This window comes from Streptomyces sp. V3I8, from assembly GCF_030817535.1.
In the GTDB taxonomy this organism is placed as follows: Bacteria; Actinomycetota; Actinomycetes; order Streptomycetales; family Streptomycetaceae; genus Streptomyces.
The window spans coordinates 6,394,475-6,411,681 of sequence record NZ_JAUSZL010000002.1 but is presented as its reverse complement, the minus strand read 5'-3'; the positions used below and the strand labels follow the sequence as shown (position 1 = coordinate 6,411,681).

Here is a 17,207-nt window from a genome sequence, read left to right as displayed (position 1 = left end):
CCGCCGTCGGTCAGTACCGGTACTGCTGCTCGTCGTAGCCGCCCTGCTGCCCGTCGCCCTCGTAGGGGTAGGGCTGCTCCGGCGGGAGTTCGCCCCCGTACGGGTCCTCGGTGGTCCGCTGCTGCGGCACCCAGACGCCGCCGGGCGGAGTCTCGCCGGCGTAGTTGCCCGTGGCGTACTGGTCCTGCCCGTAACCCTGCTGTCCTTGCTGCTCGTACTGCTGCTGCGAGCCCTCGAAGGACTGGCCGTACGAGCCGGCGTCGTAGGACTGCGTGCCGATGTACGGGTCGGAGTAGGCGGCGTACTGCTGCTGTTGCCCCGTGTCGTAGCCGTACTGCTGCTGGTCGTAGTTCGCGTAGCCGCCGTCGTACCCGTAGTTCTGCGCGAACTGGTCCTGCGCCTGCCCCTGATCCTGGTTCTGGCCCTGATCCTGGTTCTGGCCCTGCGCCTGGGTGGCCGCGGCGTAGGCGGCGTCGCTGTAGACGCCGTACTGCCCGGTCTCGTCGGGCAGGGGCTGCGGCTCGTACACGGAGGTGGCCGCGGCGGCGGCCGCCGGACGCTGTCCGAAGACCGAGTCCTCGTGCCCGAAGGCCTCGTCCCGGCCGAAGGACTCACTCCTGCCGAAGTCCCCCTGCGGGAACGTTCCGCTCTCCGCGGCCTGGAGGTCCGTGACCTCCAGCGTCGGGTCCTGCCGGTCGGGTTCGCCCCGGCGGCGCTTGGTGAAGCCCGGCCGTCCGGCGACGGCCCAGCCGGCCGCGAAGCCGCTGCGGAACGACAGCGTGACGTACGTCTGCCCGACGGCGAAGGCGGCCGCGCCCAGACCGATGACCACCACCGACGGGATCAGGACACCGATGACCACCCCGAGGAAGCCGCCGAAGGCCAGCAGCCGCCAGCGCAGCCGGGCCTTGTACTGCAGCAGTACCTCGCCGAGCAGCCACAGCGCGACGAAGCCGAATGCGATGTAGAGGACCGTCCAGCCCATGTACGCCCCTCTCCCAGGCGGCCGCTACGCAGTGTGGCGTACGACGATGCGGCCGGTCTAGGCCTGCTGCGGGTGGTGCAGGCCCAGGTTCTCGTAGATTTCAAGCGTCGCGGTGGAGTTGTTCAGCGTGATGAAATGCAGTCCGGGGACTCCCTCGGCCAGCAGCCTCGCGCAGAACTCCGTGGCGAACTCGATGCCAATGGAGCGTACAGCCGCCGGATCGTCCTTGGCTGTGAGGATCCGCTCTTTCAGGGCATCCGGGAACGACGCGTTACTGAGTTGAGGCAATCGTTCCAGCATCTTCACGCTGGTCACCGGCATGACCTCGGGGATGACCGGCGTGCTGCAGCCCGCCGCGTCGACCCGGTCACGCAGGCGCAGGTACGCGTCCGGCTGGAAGAACATCTGCGTGATCGCGTAGTCGGCGCCGGCCCGGCACTTGTCGACGAAGTTCGCCACGTCCGCGTCCCAGTCCGCGGACCGCGGATGCATCTCCGGGAAGGCCGCGACGCCCACGCAGAAGTCGCCCGACTCCTTGATGAGCCGGACCAGTTCGGCCGCGTAGGTGAGGCCCTGGGGGTGCGCCACCCAGTCGGCCATGGGGTCGCCGGGCGGGTCGCCGCGCACGGCGAGCATGTTCCGGATCCCGGCGTCCGCGTACTGGCCGATGATGTTGCGCAGTTCCGCGACGGAGTGGTTGACGGCGGTGAGGTGGGCGACCGGGGTGAGCGTCGTGTCGGAGACGATCTGTTCCGTCGCCTTGACCGTGCCGGCCCGGGTGGTACCGCCCGCCCCGTACGTCACGGAGACGAAGCTGGGCGCGACCGCCTCGACCCTGCGCAGCGCGTTCCACAGGTTGCGCTCGCCCTTCTCGGTCTTCGGTGCCCAGAACTCGAACGAGTACGTCGTCCTGCCGGACGCGAGCATGTCCCGCACGGTGCGTGCGCGGTCGGTCCGGGTGGAAGCAGATCCGAGGGCCATACCCGCAGGTTAGTCAGGGGAGGGCGGTCCCCCAACCGGATGCGGGAGATTTGACCGTATTGTCGACTTGTTGTCCACGCCTCGGACAACCGGGCCGGGCCGGGCTTCCGGTGCGCCGCGCCGAAGGACCCGGCGGCCTCACGCCGTCCGCAGGCGCTTCGCGAACTCCGCCGCCGCCGCGCCCGGGTCGTCGGCCTCAGTGATCGCCCGTACGACGACCACGCGGCGGGCGCCCGCCGCGAGGACCTCGTCGAGGTTGCCGAGGTCGATGCCGCCGATGGCGAACCAGGGGCGGTCCGTGGCGAGCGCGGCCGTGTGCCGGACCAGGCCGAGACCCGGCGCGTGGCGCCCCGGCTTGGTGGGGGTGGGCCAGCAGGGCCCGGTGCAGAAGTAGTCCACGCCGTCCTGGACGGCGGCGGCCGAGGCCTCGGGTCCGGCGTGTGTGGAGCGGCCTATGAGTGTCCCGTCGCCGAGGATCGCCCGGGCGGCGGGGACGGGCAGGTCTCCCTGTCCCAGGTGCAGGACGTCGGCCGCGGCGGCGTGGGCGACGTCGGCCCGGTCGTTCACCGCGAGCAGTTTGCCGTGCCGGCGGCAGGCGTCCGCGAACACGGCGAGGTGCTCCAGCTCCTCGGCGGCCTCCATGCCCTTGTCCCGCAACTGCACGATGTCCACGCCGCCCGCCAGGACCGCGTCCAGGAAGTCGGCGAGGTCGCCCTGGCGCCTGCGGGCGTCCGTGCAGAGGTAGACCCGGGCGTCGGCGAGCCGGTCGCGTGCGGTGGGTGCGGGCATGCGTGGGTCCCCCGTGGCAGGTCGGTGGCGTACGGGCCGCGGGGAGCGCGGCCCGTACGCCGTGTGGCGTGTGGCGTGTGGCGTGTGGCGTGTGGCGTGATCAGGTCAGACGGCGAGCGCCTGGGCGCGGCGCTTCACCTCCGTGCCGCGATTCTCGCTCAGGGCCTGCGCGGGCGTGCCCGGCAGGCTCTCGTCGGGGGTGAAGAGCCACTCCAGCATCTCTTCGTCGGAGAAGCCGTCGTCCCGCAGGAGCGTCAGGGTGCCGGTGAGGCCCTTGACGACCTTCTGCTCGTCCGCGTCGATGAAGGCGGCGGGGACGTGCAGCGCGCGGTTCTCACCACGGCGTACGGCGATGAGCTGGCCGTCCTTGACCAGCTGCCGGACGCGCGTCACCTCGACGCCGAACTGTTCGGCGATGTCGGGGAGGGTGAGCCAGGCGGGGACGAGAGCATCGATCTTTGCGTCAATCTCGGTCACGCACACAAGCCTGCCACCTCCCGCTGACAGTGGGTACCCGGGTCACCCACCGGTGGTGCGGCCTGCGGCCGGCTCAGGAGGGGACCAGGGGCGGCTCGTCGGGTGCGGGCCCGTGGGGCCGGTGGGGGCCGGTGCGGGCCCGGTCGCGCGCTTCCCCGCGCCCCCGACGGGGCTCAGACCGCGGCTTTCTTCAAGGGGCGCCCGGGATCCGCCAGCAGGGCGGGATCCATCACCGCGCCCGTCTCGATCAGGCGGCGGCCCTGTGCCAGGTCCCGGGGCCGGCCCACCGCCAGGACGGCGACCAGGCGGCCCTCCCGGAGCCAGCACACCGACCAGGCGGGCCCGGCCGGTTCGCCCCGCCACACCACGGTGTCGGCGGACCCGTGGTGCCCCGCGTACTGAACGAAGCGGCCGAACTGCTCGGACCAGAAGTAGGGCACCGGGTCGTACGGCCCGGGCGCCTCGCCGGCGATGTCCGCCGCGACCGTGCGCGGTCCCTGCAGCGCGTTGTCCCAGTGGTGGACCAGCAGGCGCTCCCCGTAGCGGCCCGACGGGAAGGAGGCGCAGTCGCCGACCGCGTACACGTCCGGGACGGAGGTGCGCAGGTGGTCGTCCGCGACGACCTCCCCGTGGGCGCCGAGTTCGATCCCCGAGCCGGTCAGCCAGGACGTGGCGGGCCGCGCCCCGACGCCTACGACCACGGCTCCCGCGGGCAGCCGCGACCCGTCGTCCAGCACCACCGCGCCGGGCTCGACGCGTTCCACGCGCGCGTGGGTGCGCAGCGACGCCCCGCTGTCCGCGTACCAGGCTGCCATCGGAGCGGCCACCTCGGCCGGCAGGGCGCCGGCGAGCGGCCGGCCGGCGGCCTCGACGACGGTCACCGCGCACCCCGCCTCACGCGCCGCCGTGGCGAACTCCGCGCCGATCCAGCCCGCGCCCACCACCACGACGTCGAGCTGCCGGGCGAGGACCGGGCGCAGCCGCTCGGCGTCGTCGAGGGTGCGCAGCAGATGGACGCCGGGTACGCCCTCGGTGCCGGGCAGCCGGACGGGTTCCGCTCCCGTGGCGACGACCAGGGCGTCGTACGGGACGGGACCGTCGGCGGTGTCGAGTTCGCGCCGGCCGGGGTGCAGGCCGGTCACGGCGAGCCCCAGGCGCAGTCCGACGCCGAGGCTCTCGAAGTCGACGTCGAAGGCGGAGCCCTCGGCCTTGCCGAGCAGTACGGCCTTGGACAGGGGCGGCCGGTCGTACGGCTGGTGGGGTTCCGCGCCGATCAGGGTCACGGGCCCCCGGAAGCCCTGCTCCCGCAGGGCGACGGCCGTCTGCACGCCGGCCATGCCCGCACCGACGATCACGACCCCGGATCGCGCCGTCGGGTCCGCTCCCTGCGTCAGCTCGCTCACCCGGTCACCATAGACAGTCGGTACGAACAGTTGGTAAGCGCAGGCGGTACGGACGGCCGGCGGATCCGTCGCCCCGGGAGCGGGGCCGCCGGGCCGTGGCACGGCTTCGGACCCCGGCCTCAGGCCGCGGTCACCTCTTCGACCACACTCGTCCCGCTGCCCTCCTGGGACTCCCACTCCCAGGTCTCCGCCAGCCGCACCCGCCCGTCGGGGGTCTCGGCGACCAGGGACACGCAGTGCCCGGACGAGGTGGTTCCGTCCGTCTTCAGCTGCACGTACCGGAAGTCGAGCCGGTCGCCCTCCCGGGTGCCCACGAGATGGCCGCGCACGACGTCGCCACCCGCGTAGTCGGCCCAGATCCGGCCGTCCTCCTCGTGGTACGCGAACCGGGTGCGCGTACCCACCTGGCCGGGGGCCTGGTCGGCCACGGGGGCGAGGACGAGTCCGTCGAGCGAGCGGGCCATGCCGTGAGGCTCCCTTACTGCGGTGCGGGGCGAGGAGTTAGGGTGGCCAACGTAGAGCACTCGCGGGAGCCCGGACGCACCGGGCTGAGAGGGAGGCTGGACGGCCTCCGACCGTACGAACCTGATCCGGGTCATGCCGGCGAAGGGAGGGGCTGGACGCCCATGTCGCGTACACCGCAAGCATCTCCGTCCGACGTCCTGGTCGTCGGCGGCGGGATCATCGGCCTGGTCACCGCCTGGCGGGCCGCCCAGCGCGGGCTCACGGTCGCGGTCGTGGACCCCGAACCCGGTGGCGGCGCCGCGCAGGTCGCGGCCGGCATGCTGGCCGCCGTCACCGAACTGCACTACGGCGAGCAGACCCTGCTGGGCCTCAACCTGGCCTCGGCGCGGCGCTATCCGGACTTCGTCGCGGAGCTGACCGGGGCGTCCGGCACGGACCTCGGTTACCGGCAGTGCGGCACGCTGTCCGTGGCCCTCGACGCCGACGACCGCGCCCACCTGCGTGAACTGCACAGCCTGCAGCAGCGGTCGGGCCTGGAGTCGCAGTGGCTGAGCGGCCGCGAGTGCCGCCGCCTGGAGCCGATGCTCGCGCCGGGCGTGCGCGGCGGGCTGCGGGTGGACGGCGACCACCAGATCGACCCGCGTCGGCTCGCCGCGGCCCTGGTCACGGCCTGCGAACGGGCCGGGGTGGCCTTCCACCGCACATGGGCCGAACGGCTGACCGTCGCGGGCGACCGGGCCACGGGGGTCGTCACCCGGAACGGCTCCGCCCTGCCCGCGGGACAGGTGGTCCTCGCCGCGGGCAGCCTCAGCGGGCGCCTGGCGGGCGTGCCCGAGTACGTACTGCCGCCGGTCCGCCCCGTGAAGGGGCAGGTGCTGCGGCTGGCCATGCCTCGGCGCGGCGGGCCGTTCCTGAGCCGGACGGTGCGTGCCGTGGTCCGCGGCAGCCACGTCTACCTGGTGCCCCGCGAGAGCGGCGAGCTCGTCGTCGGCGCGACCAGCGAGGAACTGGGCTGGGACACCACGGTGACCGCGGGCGGTGTGTACGCACTGCTGCGGGACGCCCACGAACTCGTCCCCGGCATCACCGAACTGCCGCTCACCGAGACGCGGGCCGGACTGCGCCCCTGCTCCCCCGACAACGCCCCCCTGCTCGGCCCGAGCCTGCTCCCCGGGCTCCTGCTGGCCACCGGCCACCACCGCAACGGCGTACTGCTCACCCCGGTCACCGGCGACGCCTTGGCGCACGCCCTGACCACCGGCGAACTGCCCGAGGAGGCGCTCCCGTTCACCCCCCGGCGGTTCGACGCCGCCGCACTCGCGGAGCAGTCCGCATGAGCGTGACCGTCCTCGTCAACGGGGAGCGGCGGCGACTGGCCGCGGACACCGACCTCGCCGCCCTGGTCGCCGCCCTGTGCGCGGCCCCCGCCGGCATCGCCGCCGCGCTCAACGAGACCGTCGTCCCGCGCGCGCAGTGGCCGGGAACCCGGCTGCGCGAGGGCGACCGCGTCGAAGTCCTCACCGCCGTCCAAGGAGGCTGACCATGGCCGACGACCCCTTCGTCCTCGGCGGTACGTCCTGCACGTCCCGTCTGATCATGGGCACCGGCGGTGCCCCGAGCCTGGACGTCCTGGAGCGCTCGCTCGTCGCGTCCGGCACGGAACTGACGACGGTCGCGATGCGGCGCGTGAGCCCCGGGTCCCACGGCTCGGTGCTGTCCGTGCTCGACCGGCTCGGCATCCGGGTGCTGCCGAACACCGCGGGCTGTTTCACCGCCGGGGAGGCCGTGCTGACGGCCCGCCTCGCGCGCGAGGCGCTCGGCACGGACCTGGTCAAGCTGGAGGTCATCGCCGACGAGCGCACCCTGCTGCCCGATCCGATCGAGTTGCTGGACGCCGCCGAGACCCTCGTCGACGACGGCTTCACGGTCCTGCCGTACACGAACGACGACCCGGTCCTCGCGCGGAAACTGGAGGACGTGGGCTGCGCCGCGGTCATGCCGCTGGGGTCGCCCATCGGGTCGGGGCTCGGGATCCGCAACCCGCACAACTTCCAGCTGATCGTCGAGCACGCGCGCGTGCCGGTGATCCTGGACGCGGGAGCCGGTACGGCCTCGGACGCCGCGCTCGCCATGGAGCTGGGCTGCGCCGGCGTGATGCTCGCCTCGGCGGTGACCCGGGCCCAGGAGCCGGTCCTCATGGCCGAGGCCATGCGGCACGCCGTCGAGGCCGGCCGGCTGGCGTACCGGGCGGGCCGCATCCCGCGCCGCCACTTCGCCGAGGCCTCGTCCCCGGTGGACGGAATCGCGCGGCTGGACCCGGAACGCCCCGCTTTCTGACCTTCGGCCCCATCTCCCGGCCTGGACATCTGTCCGAATTCGTACGGTGTGCCGCCCCGATCGGCGTGCGGGGTCCGTCACAGGTCGGCTTCAGTACCGCCCCGGAACCGCCCGGACGGAGGGCCCCGTCAGTGGTGGCTCGTACACTCACCTGCGTGGACACGACCCTTCAAGACCCCTTGGTCGGGCATGTGCTCGACGGTCGGTATCACGTCGACGCGCGCATCGCGGTCGGCGGGATGGCCACGGTCTACCGGGCCGTGGACACCCGTCTCGACCGGGTGCTCGCGCTCAAGGTGATGCATCCGGCCCTGGCCGCCGACGCCTCGTTCGTCGAGCGCTTCATCCGTGAGGCCAAGTCGGTGGCGCGGCTCGCCCACCCGAACGTGGTGCAGGTCTTCGACCAGGGCGCCCAGGGCGCCTACGTCTACCTGGCGATGGAGTACGTCGCCGGATGCACCCTGCGTGACGTGCTGCGCGAGCGGGGGGCGCTCCAGCCGCGGGCCGCGCTGGACATCCTGGAGCCGGTCCTCGCCGCGCTCGGCGCCGCGCACCGCGCCGGGTTCGTGCACCGCGACATGAAGCCGGAGAACGTCCTCATAGGGGACGACGGCCGGGTGAAGGTGGCGGACTTCGGTCTCGTACGGGCCGTGGACACGGTCACCCACACGACGGGCGCCGTGCTGGGCACGGTGTCCTACCTCGCGCCGGAGCAGATAGAGAGCGGCACGGCCGATCCCCGTGTGGACGTGTACGCGTGCGGCATCCTCCTCTACGAGATGCTGACCGGCGACCGGCCGCACTCGGGGGACTCGCCCGCCGCGGTGCTCTACAAGCATCTGCACGAGGACGTGCCCCCGCCGTCGGCGGCCGTCCCCGGCCTGCCCCACGAGCTGGACGAACTGGTCCTGTCGGCCACCGCCCGCAACCCCGGCATCCGCCCCTACGACGCGGTGGCGCTGCTCGCGCAGACCCTGGACGCGCGGGTCGTCCTGAGCGACGACCAGCTGGACACCGTGCCCCCGGGGGCCGTCGCCGCGGACCGCGCGGGCACCGAGGACCTCACGAGCGTGATTCCACGCTCGCTGTCGGTGCCGCGGCCGCTCCCGGTGAACGACGACGAGGCGGAGCTGCACCGCACGAGCTTCCTGCCGTCCCTGCCGCCCGAGCCGCCCCGCGCCGGCCGCCGCACCCTGGCGCCCCGCCGGGGCCTGCTCGCGATCGTCGCCGCGGTGCTGCTGGTCCTCGGCGTCGGCGCGGGGGTCTGGTACATCAACTCCGGGCAGTTCACCGAGGTCCCGGCGGTGCTCGACAAGACCGAGGCGCAGGCCGTCCGGCGCATCGAGAGCGCCGGGCTCGAGGTGAAGGTCAAGAAAAAGAACAGCGACACGGTCAAGGCCGGCCGTGTCATCAGCACCGACCCCGGCGTGGGCGCCCGCATCCGCGACAACGACTCCGTGACGCTGACGGTCTCCGAGGGGCCGGACATCGTGCGGGTGCCGGACCTCAAGGGCTTCGTGCTCGGCAAGGCCAAGGACCGGCTGGAGCAGGAAGGCCTCAAGGCGGGCATGGTCACCAAGGCGTTCAGCGACGAGGTCACCGTGGGCTCCGTGATCGGCACGAAGCCGGCGGCGGGCACCGAGCGCCGCGGCGGTTCGGCGATCGCGCTCGTCGTCAGCAAGGGGCGCCCGGTGGAGGTGCCCGACGTGCTCGGCGACGACCTGAAGGACGCCCGGCAGGAGCTGGAGGACGCGGGTCTGACGGTCGAGGTCGCCACCGGGCGGATCACCGCCGACTACGAGGCCGGGCAGGTGGCGGAGCAGTCGCGCAAGCCCGGGAGTGACGCGGCGGAGGGCGACACCGTCGAGCTGAAGGTCTCCAAGGGCCCGCCGATGATCGAGGTCCCGGACGTCGTGGGCGACAGCGTCGACGACGCGAAGCAGGCGCTGGAGGAGGCCGGCTTCGAGGTGGACGAGGACCGCGGCCTGCTGGGCCTGTTCGGCGACACGGTCAAGAGCCAGTCCACGGAGGGCGGCGACACCGCGCCCAAGGGATCGACGATCAAGATCGAGATCCGCTGACCGGAGCCGGACCGCTCGTCCGGACGATCGGGCGTCCGGGTGTCCTGGTGCTCGGGTGTCCTGGTGCTCGGGTGCTCGGGTGCTCGGGCGATCAGACGTCCGGACGGACGCCCGGGACACGGCCGCCGACGGGAGGCCCGGGACCGCGTGACACCCTGGGAGGGTGAGCACAGAGCAGTCCCGCAACCCCGTCGGCGGTCATGTCCCGGTCGCCGGAGGCCTCGCCTCGGTAGGCCTCGCGTACGCGCACGACCTGGCCGCCGAGGCCGTGCAGGTCTTCGTCGCCAACCCGCGCGGCTGGGCGACCCCGGCCGGGAACCCGGCCCAGGACGAGGCGTTCCGCACGGCCTGCGCCGCGCGGTCCCTTCCCGCGTACGTCCACGCGCCCTACCTGATCAACTTCGGCTCGCACACCGAGGCGACCGTGGAGAAGTCGGTGGAGTCGCTGCGGCACTCCCTGCGCAGGGCGCGCGCGATCGGGGCCCGGGGCGTGGTCGTGCACACCGGCTCGGCCACCGGCGGCCGGGAACGCCCTGTCGCGCTGCGGCAGGTGCGCGAGCACCTGCTGCCGCTGCTCGACGAGCTGACCCACGACGACGACCCCGACCTCCTGCTGGAGGGGACCGCCGGCCAGGGCGCCTCGCTCTGCTCGCGGACCTGGGACTTCGGCCCCTACTTCGAGGCGCTCGACGCCCATCCGAAACTGGGCGTCTGCCTGGACACGTGCCACATCTTCGCCGCGGGCCACGACCTCACCGGGCCCAGCGGGATGCACCAGACCCTCGACCTGCTGGTGGACGCGGTCGGCGAGGGCCGCCTGAAGCTGATCCACGCCAACGACTCCAAGGACGTGGCGGGCGCCCACAAGGACCGCCACGAGAACATCGGCGCCGGCCACATCGGCGAGGACCCCTTCCGCGCCCTGATGACCCACCCCGCCACCGAGGGCGTACCCCTGGTCATCGAGACGCCCGGCGGCAAGGAGGGACACGCGGCCGACGTGGAACGGCTGAAGAAGCTGCGGGACGGCTGAGGAACAGCCCCGCGGCCGTCCCCGTCGGCCCACGGCCCACGGCCGGCGGCGGGTCCCCGGCCGGCGAGGACGTCAGAGTTCGGGCCCGTCCCCGGGTTCCTCCTGGTAGGAGTAGCGCTGCTCGCGCCAGGGATCGCCGACGTTGTGGTAGCCGCGTTCCTCCCAGAAGCCGCGGCGGTCGGCGGTCATGTACTCCACGCCGCGGACCCACTTCGGGCCCTTCCAGGCGTACAGCTGCGGCACGACGAGGCGCAGGGGGAAGCCGTGTTCCGCGGTGAGCAGCTCGCCGTCCTTGTGGGTGGCGAGGATCGAGCGCTCGGACGCGAAGTCGTCGAGGCGCAGATTCGAGCTGTAGCCGTACTCCGCCCAGACCATGACGTGCGTGACGGCGGGTGCGGGCGGGGCGATCTCCAGGATCGTCCGGGCCGGGACGCCGCCCCACTCCGCGCCGATCATGCTGAACTTCGTCACGCAGTGCAGATCGGCCACGACCGTCGCGTACGGCAGGGCCGTGATCTCCTCATGGGTCCAGCAGTGCTTCTCGCTGTCGGCGGTGGCCCCGAAGACCCTGAACTCCCAGCGCTCGGGACGGAACTTGGGCACCGGCCCGTAGTGCGTGACCGGCCAGCCCCGCTGCAGTCGCTGTCCCGGCGGAAGGTCCGGCTGTGCTGTCTCTCCAGATTCACGATCCACCGGCTGACCCATGACTCCATCCTGACAGACCCGGGAACGTGGACCCGACCAGGTCCGTACCCATTCGGTCAACCGCGACAATGCGGACTAAGCCTGTACTTACTTACTAAGCATGCACTTACTGGACGATCTTCAACACCGGTGCAATCATGCGGCGCAACCCACCCGTTCCCCTGTCCGGAAGGAGCCTCTGCCATGCAGGGCGACCCCGAGGTCCTCGAGTTCCTCAACGAGCAGCTGACCGCCGAGCTCACCGCGATCAACCAGTACTTCCTGCACGCGAAGATGCAGGAGAACTTCGGCTGGACGAAGCTCGCGAAGTACACGCGGCACGAGTCCTTCGACGAGATGAAGCACGCGGAGCTGCTGACCGACCGCATCCTCTTCCTGGACGGCCTGCCGAACTACCAGCGGCTCTTCCACGTCCGGGTCGGGCAGACGGTCACCGAGATGTTCCAGGCGGACCGCCAGGTCGAGGTCGAGGCGATCGACCGGCTGCGGCGCGGCATCGACCTGATGCGGGCCAAGGGGGACGTCACCTCGGCGAACATCTTCGAGGCGATCCTGGCGGACGAGGAGCACCACATCGACTACCTGGACACCCAGCTGGAACTGGTGGAGAAGCTCGGCGAGGCGCTCTACATCGCGCAGCTCATCGAGCAGCCGGAGGGTTAGACCCCCGGAGGAGGCCGGACGTCAGGCGGCCTCTTCCAGCCGTTCCGGCATCTCGGCGCGTACGGGGACGCCCCGACCCGCCCGCTCGCGCTTCTGGAGGCCGTCCCGGCCGTCCCGGCCGAGCAGCGCCTGGATGCGCCGCACGCAGGACCCGCAGTCCGTGCCCGCCTTGCAGGCGGACGCGATCTGGCGGGGTGTGCAGGCGCCGTCCGCCGCGTGCTTCTTCACCTGTGCCTCGGTCACTCCGAAGCAGTTGCAGACGAACAAGTGGCGCACCTCCCGACGGGATTCGATGGGTCACGCCGTCCCGAGGATCGGTGAGGCTAACCTAACCTTACCCGTCGCTTCCGGGCCACAAAAGTACGGTGGGGCGCGGATCGCATGTGATCCGCGCCCCAGTACATGCTCCGGTAACAGCCGGAACCGCTGTTGATCTGCTACTGGTCCCGGTACATCTCCGCCACCAGGAACGCCAGGTCGAGGGACTGGCTGCGGTTCAGGCGGGGGTCGCAGGCCGTCTCGTAGCGCTGGTGCAGGTCGTCGACGAAGATCTCGTCGCCGCCGCCCACGCACTCGGTGACGTCGTCGCCCGTGAGCTCCACGTGGATACCGCCCGGGTGGGTGCCGAGCGCCTTGTGGACCTCGAAGAAGCCCTTGACCTCGTCGAGCACGTCGTCGAAGCGGCGGGTCTTGTGACCGGAGGCCGCCTCGTAGGTGTTGCCGTGCATCGGGTCGGTGATCCAGGCGACGGTCGCGCCCGAGGCGGTGACCTTCTCGACCAGCTCGGGCAGCTTGTCGCGGACCTTGTCGGCGCCCATGCGGACGATGAAGGTCAGCCGGCCCGGCTCGCGGTCCGGGTCGAGGCGCTCGATGTACTGCAGCGCGTCCTCGGCCGTCGTCGTCGGGCCCAGCTTGATCCCGATCGGGTTGCTGATCCGCGAGGCGAACTCGATGTGCGCGCCGTCCAGCTGACGGGTGCGCTCACCGATCCACACCATGTGGCCCGAGACGTCGTACAGGCGTCCGGTGCGCGAGTCGACCCGGGTCAGCGCCGACTCGTAGTCCAGGAGCAGCGCCTCGTGGGAGGCGTAGAACTCGACGGTCTTGAACTCCTCCGGGTCGGTCCCGCAGGCGTGCATGAAGTTCAGTGCCTGGTCGATCTCGCGCGCCAGCTGCTCGTAGCGCTGGCCGGACGGCGAGGTCCGCACGAAGTCCTGGTTCCAGGCGTGCACCTGCCGCAGGTCGGCGTACCCGCCGGTGGTGAAGGCGCGGACCAGGTTGAGCGTGGAGGCGGAGGCGTTGTACATCCGCTTCAGGCGCTCGGGGTCCGGGATCCGGGCCTTCTCGTTGAAGTCGAACCCGTTGACCGAGTCGCCGCGGTACGTCGGCAGGGTCACGCCGTCACGGGTCTCGGTGCCCTTGGAGCGCGGCTTCGAGTACTGGCCGGCGATACGGCCGACCTTCACGACCGGCACGGACGCCGCGTACGTGAGGACGGCACCCATCTGGAGCAGGGTCTTCAGCTTGTTGCGGATGTGGTCGGCGGACACGCCGTCGAAGGCCTCGGCGCAGTCACCGCCCTGCAGGAGGAACGCCTCGCCCTTGGCGACGGCTCCCAGTCGGGCGCGCAGTTGGTCGCACTCGCCCGCGAAGACGAGCGGCGGATACGACTCGAGGTCCGCGATCACTGCGCGCAGAGCCTCGGCATCGGGGTACTCGGGCTGCTGCGCCGCGGGAAGGTCTCGCCAGGTGTTGCCAGCGCTCGCGCTGGGCTTAGCGTTCACGGTCACGCCGCCCACATTACGGGGTCGTGTCCGGCGTCCATCCATCTGCTCATCAATTGAGACGGACCGCGCTCGATCGAACGGGTACGGCGGGCGAGTGCGGCGGGCGAGTGCGGCGGACGGACACACGGGACGGGTATAGGGTGCGGCGTATGTTCGCGCACTCGACCCAGAACCAGAACTGGTGGTGGACCGCTCATCCGGCGGCCCACTGAACTGCGCGTACGCAAGACTTCGCGAAGGCCGCCCGAGGGGCGGCCTTCGGTGTTTTCGCGACCGGGTCCGTTCCTCTCCACTCCTCTCCACGAAGGAAGGAACAGGGACCCATGAACCTGCTCGATCTGCTGGACGACCCCCGCCCGTTCGCCCTGCTGCGCCGCCGCACGCCGGGCCACCCGAGCGAGCACGGTGACACCGTCGAGCTGCTGCTCGGGCCGGTCACCGAGCACGAGCGGCTGGCCGACCTCCCCGAAGGGCTCGCCCTCGTCCCGTACCGCCAGATCCGCGAGCGCGGCTTCGACGTCCGCGACGACGGCACCCCGCTGTACGCGCTCGTCCCGGAGGAGTCGTACGAACTCCCGCTGGAGCGGGTCCTGGCCGAGCTGCCCGCGCACGACGTGCGGGTCGAGGGCGGGGGCTTCGACGTCGCGGACGAGGAGTACGCGCGGATCGTCGGACGGGTGCTGCACGAGGAGATCGGGCGCGGCGAGGGCGCTAACTTCGTCATCCGCCGGACGTACGAGGGGCGGATCGCGGGGTTCGGCCGGGCCGACGCGCTGGCGCTCTTCCGGCGGCTGCTGGTGGGCGAGCGGGGGGCGTACTGGACGTTCGTCGTGCACACCGGGGACCGGACGCTGGTCGGGGCGAGCCCCGAGGTGCACGTACGGATGTCCGGCGGGACCGTCGTGATGAACCCGATCAGCGGGACGTACCGCTATCCCGCCGAGGGGCCGACGCCCGAGGACCTGCTGGACTTCCTGGCCGACGGCAAGGAGACCGAGGAGCTCTCGATGGTCGTCGACGAGGAGCTCAAGATGATGTGCACGGTCGGCGACATGGGCGGGGTGGTGATCGGGCCGCGGCTCAAGGAGATGGCCCACCTGGCGCACACCGAGTACGAGCTGCGGGGCCGGTCGTCGCTGGACGTGCGCGAGGTGCTGAAGGAGACCATGTTCGCCGCGACCGTCACCGGGTCGCCCGTGCAGAACGCCTGCCGGGTGATCGAGCGGCACGAGAGCGGCGGGCGCGGCTACTACGCGGGAGCCCTCGCCCTGATCGGCCGTGACGCGGGCGGCGCCCAGACCCTCGACTCCCCCATCCTCATCCGGACCGCCGACATCGGCGCGGACGGACGGCTGCGGGTGCCGGTGGGCGCGACGCTCGTCCGGGGCTCGGACCCGGCGGGCGAGGTCGCCGAGACCCACGCCAAGGCGGCGGGCGTACTGGCCGCGCTCGGTGTACGTCCCGGACGGCCGCGCGGGACCGGGGCGCGCACGGGCCTCGCCGACGATCCGCGGGTGCGGGCCGCGCTGGACGGGCGGCGGTCCTCGCTCGCGCCGTTCTGGCTGCGGATGCAGGAGCCGTCGGCCGGGCGGACGGGCCACGCGCTCGTGGTGGACGGCGAGGACACCTTCACGGCGATGCTCGCGCACCTGCTGCGCTCCTCCGGGCTCGCGGTGACCGTGCGGCGGTACGACGGGGCGGGGCTGCGGGAGGCGGTCCTCGCCCACGAGGGGCCGGTGGTGCTCGGCCCCGGACCGGGCGACCCGTCCGACCTGGCGGACCCGAGGATGGCCTTCCTGCGCGGTCTCACCGCGCAGGTGCTGCGTGGGCACCGGCACGGCGTCCTCGGCGTCTGCCTCGGGCACGAACTGATCGCGGCGGAACTGGGCCTGGAGACCGTGCGCAAGGAGGTTCCGTACCAGGGCGCCCAGACGGACGTCGACCTGTTCGGGCGCACGGAGACCGTCGGCTTCTACAACAGCTTCGTGGCGCGCTGCGACGACGAGGCCGCCCTGGAACTCGCGGCCCACGGCATCGAGGTCGCCCGCGGCCGGACGGGCGAGGTGCACGCGCTGCGCGGGCCGGGCTTCGCCGGGGTGCAGTTCCACCCCGAGTCGGTGCTGACCCTGCGCGGCACGGACATCGTGCGGGAGCTGGTGGACCAGGTGCGCGCGGGGGCGGGCACCGGCACGTTCTCGCAGCGGCGGCCCGCCAGGTAGTCGAGGACGTTGCGCACCCTGGTCCCGATGCCCCCGGACCGCCGGCCCTCGGACGCCGGACGGGCTGATTTCTTCAGCCCGTCCGGCGTCCGAGGGCAAAGGGGGTCCGGGGGCGAAGCCCCCAGGGTCGGGAACGGGAACGGGCGGCGGGGGCGGGGAAGCCGGTCAGCCGGTCAGCCGGTCAGCCGGTCAGCCGGTCAGCCGGTCAGCCGGTCAGCCGAAGAAGACTCCCACCTCCTGGTACAGGCGGGGGTCGACCGTCTTCAGACGGGCCGTCGCCTCCGCGATCGGCACGCGCACGATGTCCGTGCCCTGGAGCGCGACCATCTTGCCGAAGTCCCCGTCCCGCACGGCCTCGATGGCGTGCAGCCCGAACCGCGTGGCCAGCCACCGGTCGAAGGCACTGGGGGTGCCGCCGCGCTGCACGTGCCCCAGGACCGTCGTCCGCGCCTCCTTGCCCGTGCGCCGCTCGATCTCCTTGGCGAGCCACTCCCCCACCCCGGACAGCCGCACGTGCCCGAAGGAGTCCAGCGACCCGTCCTTCAGGACCAGGTCGCCGTCCTTGGGCATCGCCCCCTCGGAGATGACCACGATCGGCGCGTAGGAGGCCTTGAAGCGCGAGGTCACCCAGGCGCAGACCTGGTCGATGTCGAAGCGCTGCTCGGGGATGAGGATGACGTTGGCGCCGCCCGCGAGGCCCGAGTGGAGCGCGATCCAGCCCGCGTGCCGCCCCATCACCTCGCACACCAGGACCCGCATGTGCGACTCGGCGGTGGTGTGCAGCCGGTCGATGGCCTCGGTCGCGATGCCCACCGCCGTGTCGAAACCGAAGGTGTAGTCGGTGGCGGAGAGGTCGTTGTCGATGGTCTTCGGTACGCCGACCACGGGCACCCCGTACTCGCCGGTGAGCCGGGCGGCGACCCCCAGGGTGTCCTCGCCGCCGATCGCGATCAGCGCGTCCACCTCGGCCTTGGCGAGGTTCGCCTTGATGCGGCGGACACCGTCCTCGGCCTTCAGCGGGTTGGTGCGCGAGGAGCCGAGGATGGTGCCGCCGCGGGGCAGGATGCCGCGCACGGCGGGAATGTCAAGCCGGACGAAGTCGCCTTCCAGCGGCCCCCTCCAGCCGTCCCGGAAGCCGGTGAACTCATAGCCGTACTCCTGCACGCCCTTGCGGACGATGCCCCGGATGACGGCGTTGAGCCCCGGGCAGTCGCCGCCTCCGGTCAGTACTCCGACCCGCATGGAAAGTCCCTTCGCCGCGGTTGGCTGACGGAACTCACGC

18 protein-coding genes and 1 riboswitch are annotated in these 17,207 nt (G+C 72.2%); of the genes, 8 read left to right on the top strand and 10 right to left on the bottom strand.

The features are described from left to right. Nucleotides 1-10: 10 nt before the first annotated feature. The 6 genes from QFZ75_RS28265 to QFZ75_RS28240 all read right to left on the bottom strand — a co-directional run bounded on the left by QFZ75_RS28265 (nucleotide 11) and on the right by QFZ75_RS28240 (nucleotide 5,099). On the bottom strand, nucleotides 11-985 hold the full coding sequence (locus tag QFZ75_RS28265; RefSeq protein WP_307541306.1) for a hypothetical protein: 975 nt from the start codon (nucleotides 983-985) through the stop codon (nucleotides 11-13). 57 nt (nucleotides 986-1,042) lie between these two features. After that, nucleotides 1,043-1,966 (bottom strand): methylenetetrahydrofolate reductase [NAD(P)H], encoded by a 924-nt coding sequence (gene metF, locus QFZ75_RS28260; RefSeq protein WP_307541304.1) that lies wholly within the window; start codon nucleotides 1,964-1,966, stop codon nucleotides 1,043-1,045. 138 nt (nucleotides 1,967-2,104) lie between these two features. Beyond that, nucleotides 2,105-2,755: a thiamine phosphate synthase gene (gene thiE / locus QFZ75_RS28255; RefSeq protein ID WP_307541302.1), complete on the bottom strand. Its 651-nt coding sequence runs from the start codon at nucleotides 2,753-2,755 to the stop codon at nucleotides 2,105-2,107. 105 nt (nucleotides 2,756-2,860) lie between these two features. Next, nucleotides 2,861-3,232, bottom strand: a complete 372-nt coding sequence (locus QFZ75_RS28250) for an Rv2175c family DNA-binding protein (RefSeq protein WP_307541300.1) — start codon at nucleotides 3,230-3,232, stop codon at nucleotides 2,861-2,863. Between the two features lie 173 nt (nucleotides 3,233-3,405). After that, a complete protein-coding gene (locus QFZ75_RS28245; protein ID WP_307544841.1) occupies nucleotides 3,406-4,569 on the bottom strand; it encodes an NAD(P)/FAD-dependent oxidoreductase in 1,164 nt (387 codons plus the stop codon). A gap of 185 nt (nucleotides 4,570-4,754) precedes the next feature. Further along, nucleotides 4,755-5,099: a hypothetical protein gene (locus tag QFZ75_RS28240; RefSeq protein WP_307541299.1), complete on the bottom strand. Its 345-nt coding sequence runs from the start codon at nucleotides 5,097-5,099 to the stop codon at nucleotides 4,755-4,757. Between the two features lie 52 nt (nucleotides 5,100-5,151). After that, a riboswitch (TPP riboswitch) is annotated at nucleotides 5,152-5,264 on the top strand. On the opposite strand from QFZ75_RS28240, the gene thiO reads away from it, so the two are divergent. From thiO to QFZ75_RS28215, 5 genes are all read left to right on the top strand, one after another. Beyond that, the gene (thiO, locus tag QFZ75_RS28235) at nucleotides 5,262-6,437 is read left to right on the top strand and encodes a glycine oxidase ThiO (protein ID WP_307541297.1); all 1,176 of its coding nucleotides are present in this window, start codon (nucleotides 5,262-5,264) and stop codon (nucleotides 6,435-6,437) included. (Overlaps the previous riboswitch by 3 nt.) Further along, nucleotides 6,434-6,640 (top strand): sulfur carrier protein ThiS, encoded by a 207-nt coding sequence (gene thiS / locus QFZ75_RS28230; RefSeq protein WP_307541294.1) that lies wholly within the window; start codon nucleotides 6,434-6,436, stop codon nucleotides 6,638-6,640. Before thiO ends, thiS begins: the two co-directional genes overlap by 4 nt. A 2-nt stretch (nucleotides 6,641-6,642) precedes the next feature. Beyond that, on the top strand, nucleotides 6,643-7,437 hold the full coding sequence (locus QFZ75_RS28225) for a thiazole synthase (RefSeq protein ID WP_307541292.1): 795 nt from the start codon (nucleotides 6,643-6,645) through the stop codon (nucleotides 7,435-7,437). 155 nt (nucleotides 7,438-7,592) lie between these two features. Beyond that, nucleotides 7,593-9,518, top strand: coding sequence for a Stk1 family PASTA domain-containing Ser/Thr kinase (pknB, locus tag QFZ75_RS28220; protein ID WP_307541290.1), 1,926 nt, complete (start codon nucleotides 7,593-7,595; stop codon nucleotides 9,516-9,518). A gap of 163 nt (nucleotides 9,519-9,681) precedes the next feature. After that, nucleotides 9,682-10,551: a deoxyribonuclease IV gene (locus tag QFZ75_RS28215; protein ID WP_307541288.1), complete on the top strand. Its 870-nt coding sequence runs from the start codon at nucleotides 9,682-9,684 to the stop codon at nucleotides 10,549-10,551. A gap of 72 nt (nucleotides 10,552-10,623) precedes the next feature. On the opposite strand, the gene QFZ75_RS28210 is transcribed toward QFZ75_RS28215, so the two are convergent. Next, nucleotides 10,624-11,256 (bottom strand): sulfite oxidase-like oxidoreductase, encoded by a 633-nt coding sequence (locus QFZ75_RS28210; RefSeq protein ID WP_307541286.1) that lies wholly within the window; start codon nucleotides 11,254-11,256, stop codon nucleotides 10,624-10,626. Between the two features lie 183 nt (nucleotides 11,257-11,439). On the opposite strand from QFZ75_RS28210, the gene bfr reads away from it, so the two are divergent. Then, nucleotides 11,440-11,919: a bacterioferritin gene (bfr, locus tag QFZ75_RS28205; protein WP_307541284.1), complete on the top strand. Its 480-nt coding sequence runs from the start codon at nucleotides 11,440-11,442 to the stop codon at nucleotides 11,917-11,919. Nucleotides 11,920-11,940: 21 nt separating this feature from the next. Here the strand turns inward: bfr and QFZ75_RS28200 are convergent, their stop codons facing one another. Next, nucleotides 11,941-12,186, bottom strand: coding sequence for a bacterioferritin-associated ferredoxin (locus QFZ75_RS28200; protein WP_307544839.1), 246 nt, complete (start codon nucleotides 12,184-12,186; stop codon nucleotides 11,941-11,943). Between the two features lie 170 nt (nucleotides 12,187-12,356). Next, the gene (locus tag QFZ75_RS28195) at nucleotides 12,357-13,709 is read right to left on the bottom strand and encodes a class II 3-deoxy-7-phosphoheptulonate synthase (RefSeq protein ID WP_307541282.1); all 1,353 of its coding nucleotides are present in this window, start codon (nucleotides 13,707-13,709) and stop codon (nucleotides 12,357-12,359) included. A gap of 146 nt (nucleotides 13,710-13,855) precedes the next feature. On the opposite strand from QFZ75_RS28195, the gene QFZ75_RS41215 reads away from it, so the two are divergent. Together QFZ75_RS41215 and QFZ75_RS28190 are read left to right on the top strand one after the other, a co-directional pair. Continuing rightward, nucleotides 13,856-13,918: a trp operon leader peptide gene (locus QFZ75_RS41215; RefSeq protein ID WP_152788727.1), complete on the top strand. Its 63-nt coding sequence runs from the start codon at nucleotides 13,856-13,858 to the stop codon at nucleotides 13,916-13,918. A gap of 111 nt (nucleotides 13,919-14,029) precedes the next feature. Then, entirely contained in the window at nucleotides 14,030-15,925 is a 1,896-nt protein-coding gene (locus QFZ75_RS28190; RefSeq protein ID WP_307541281.1) for an anthranilate synthase family protein, read from the top strand. A 213-nt stretch (nucleotides 15,926-16,138) separates the two neighbouring features. Here QFZ75_RS28190 and QFZ75_RS28185 read toward each other — a convergent pair whose 3' ends face one another. Further along, the gene (locus tag QFZ75_RS28185) at nucleotides 16,139-17,167 is read right to left on the bottom strand and encodes a 6-phosphofructokinase (protein ID WP_307541280.1); all 1,029 of its coding nucleotides are present in this window, start codon (nucleotides 17,165-17,167) and stop codon (nucleotides 16,139-16,141) included. Nucleotides 17,168-17,207 lie beyond the last annotated feature (40 nt).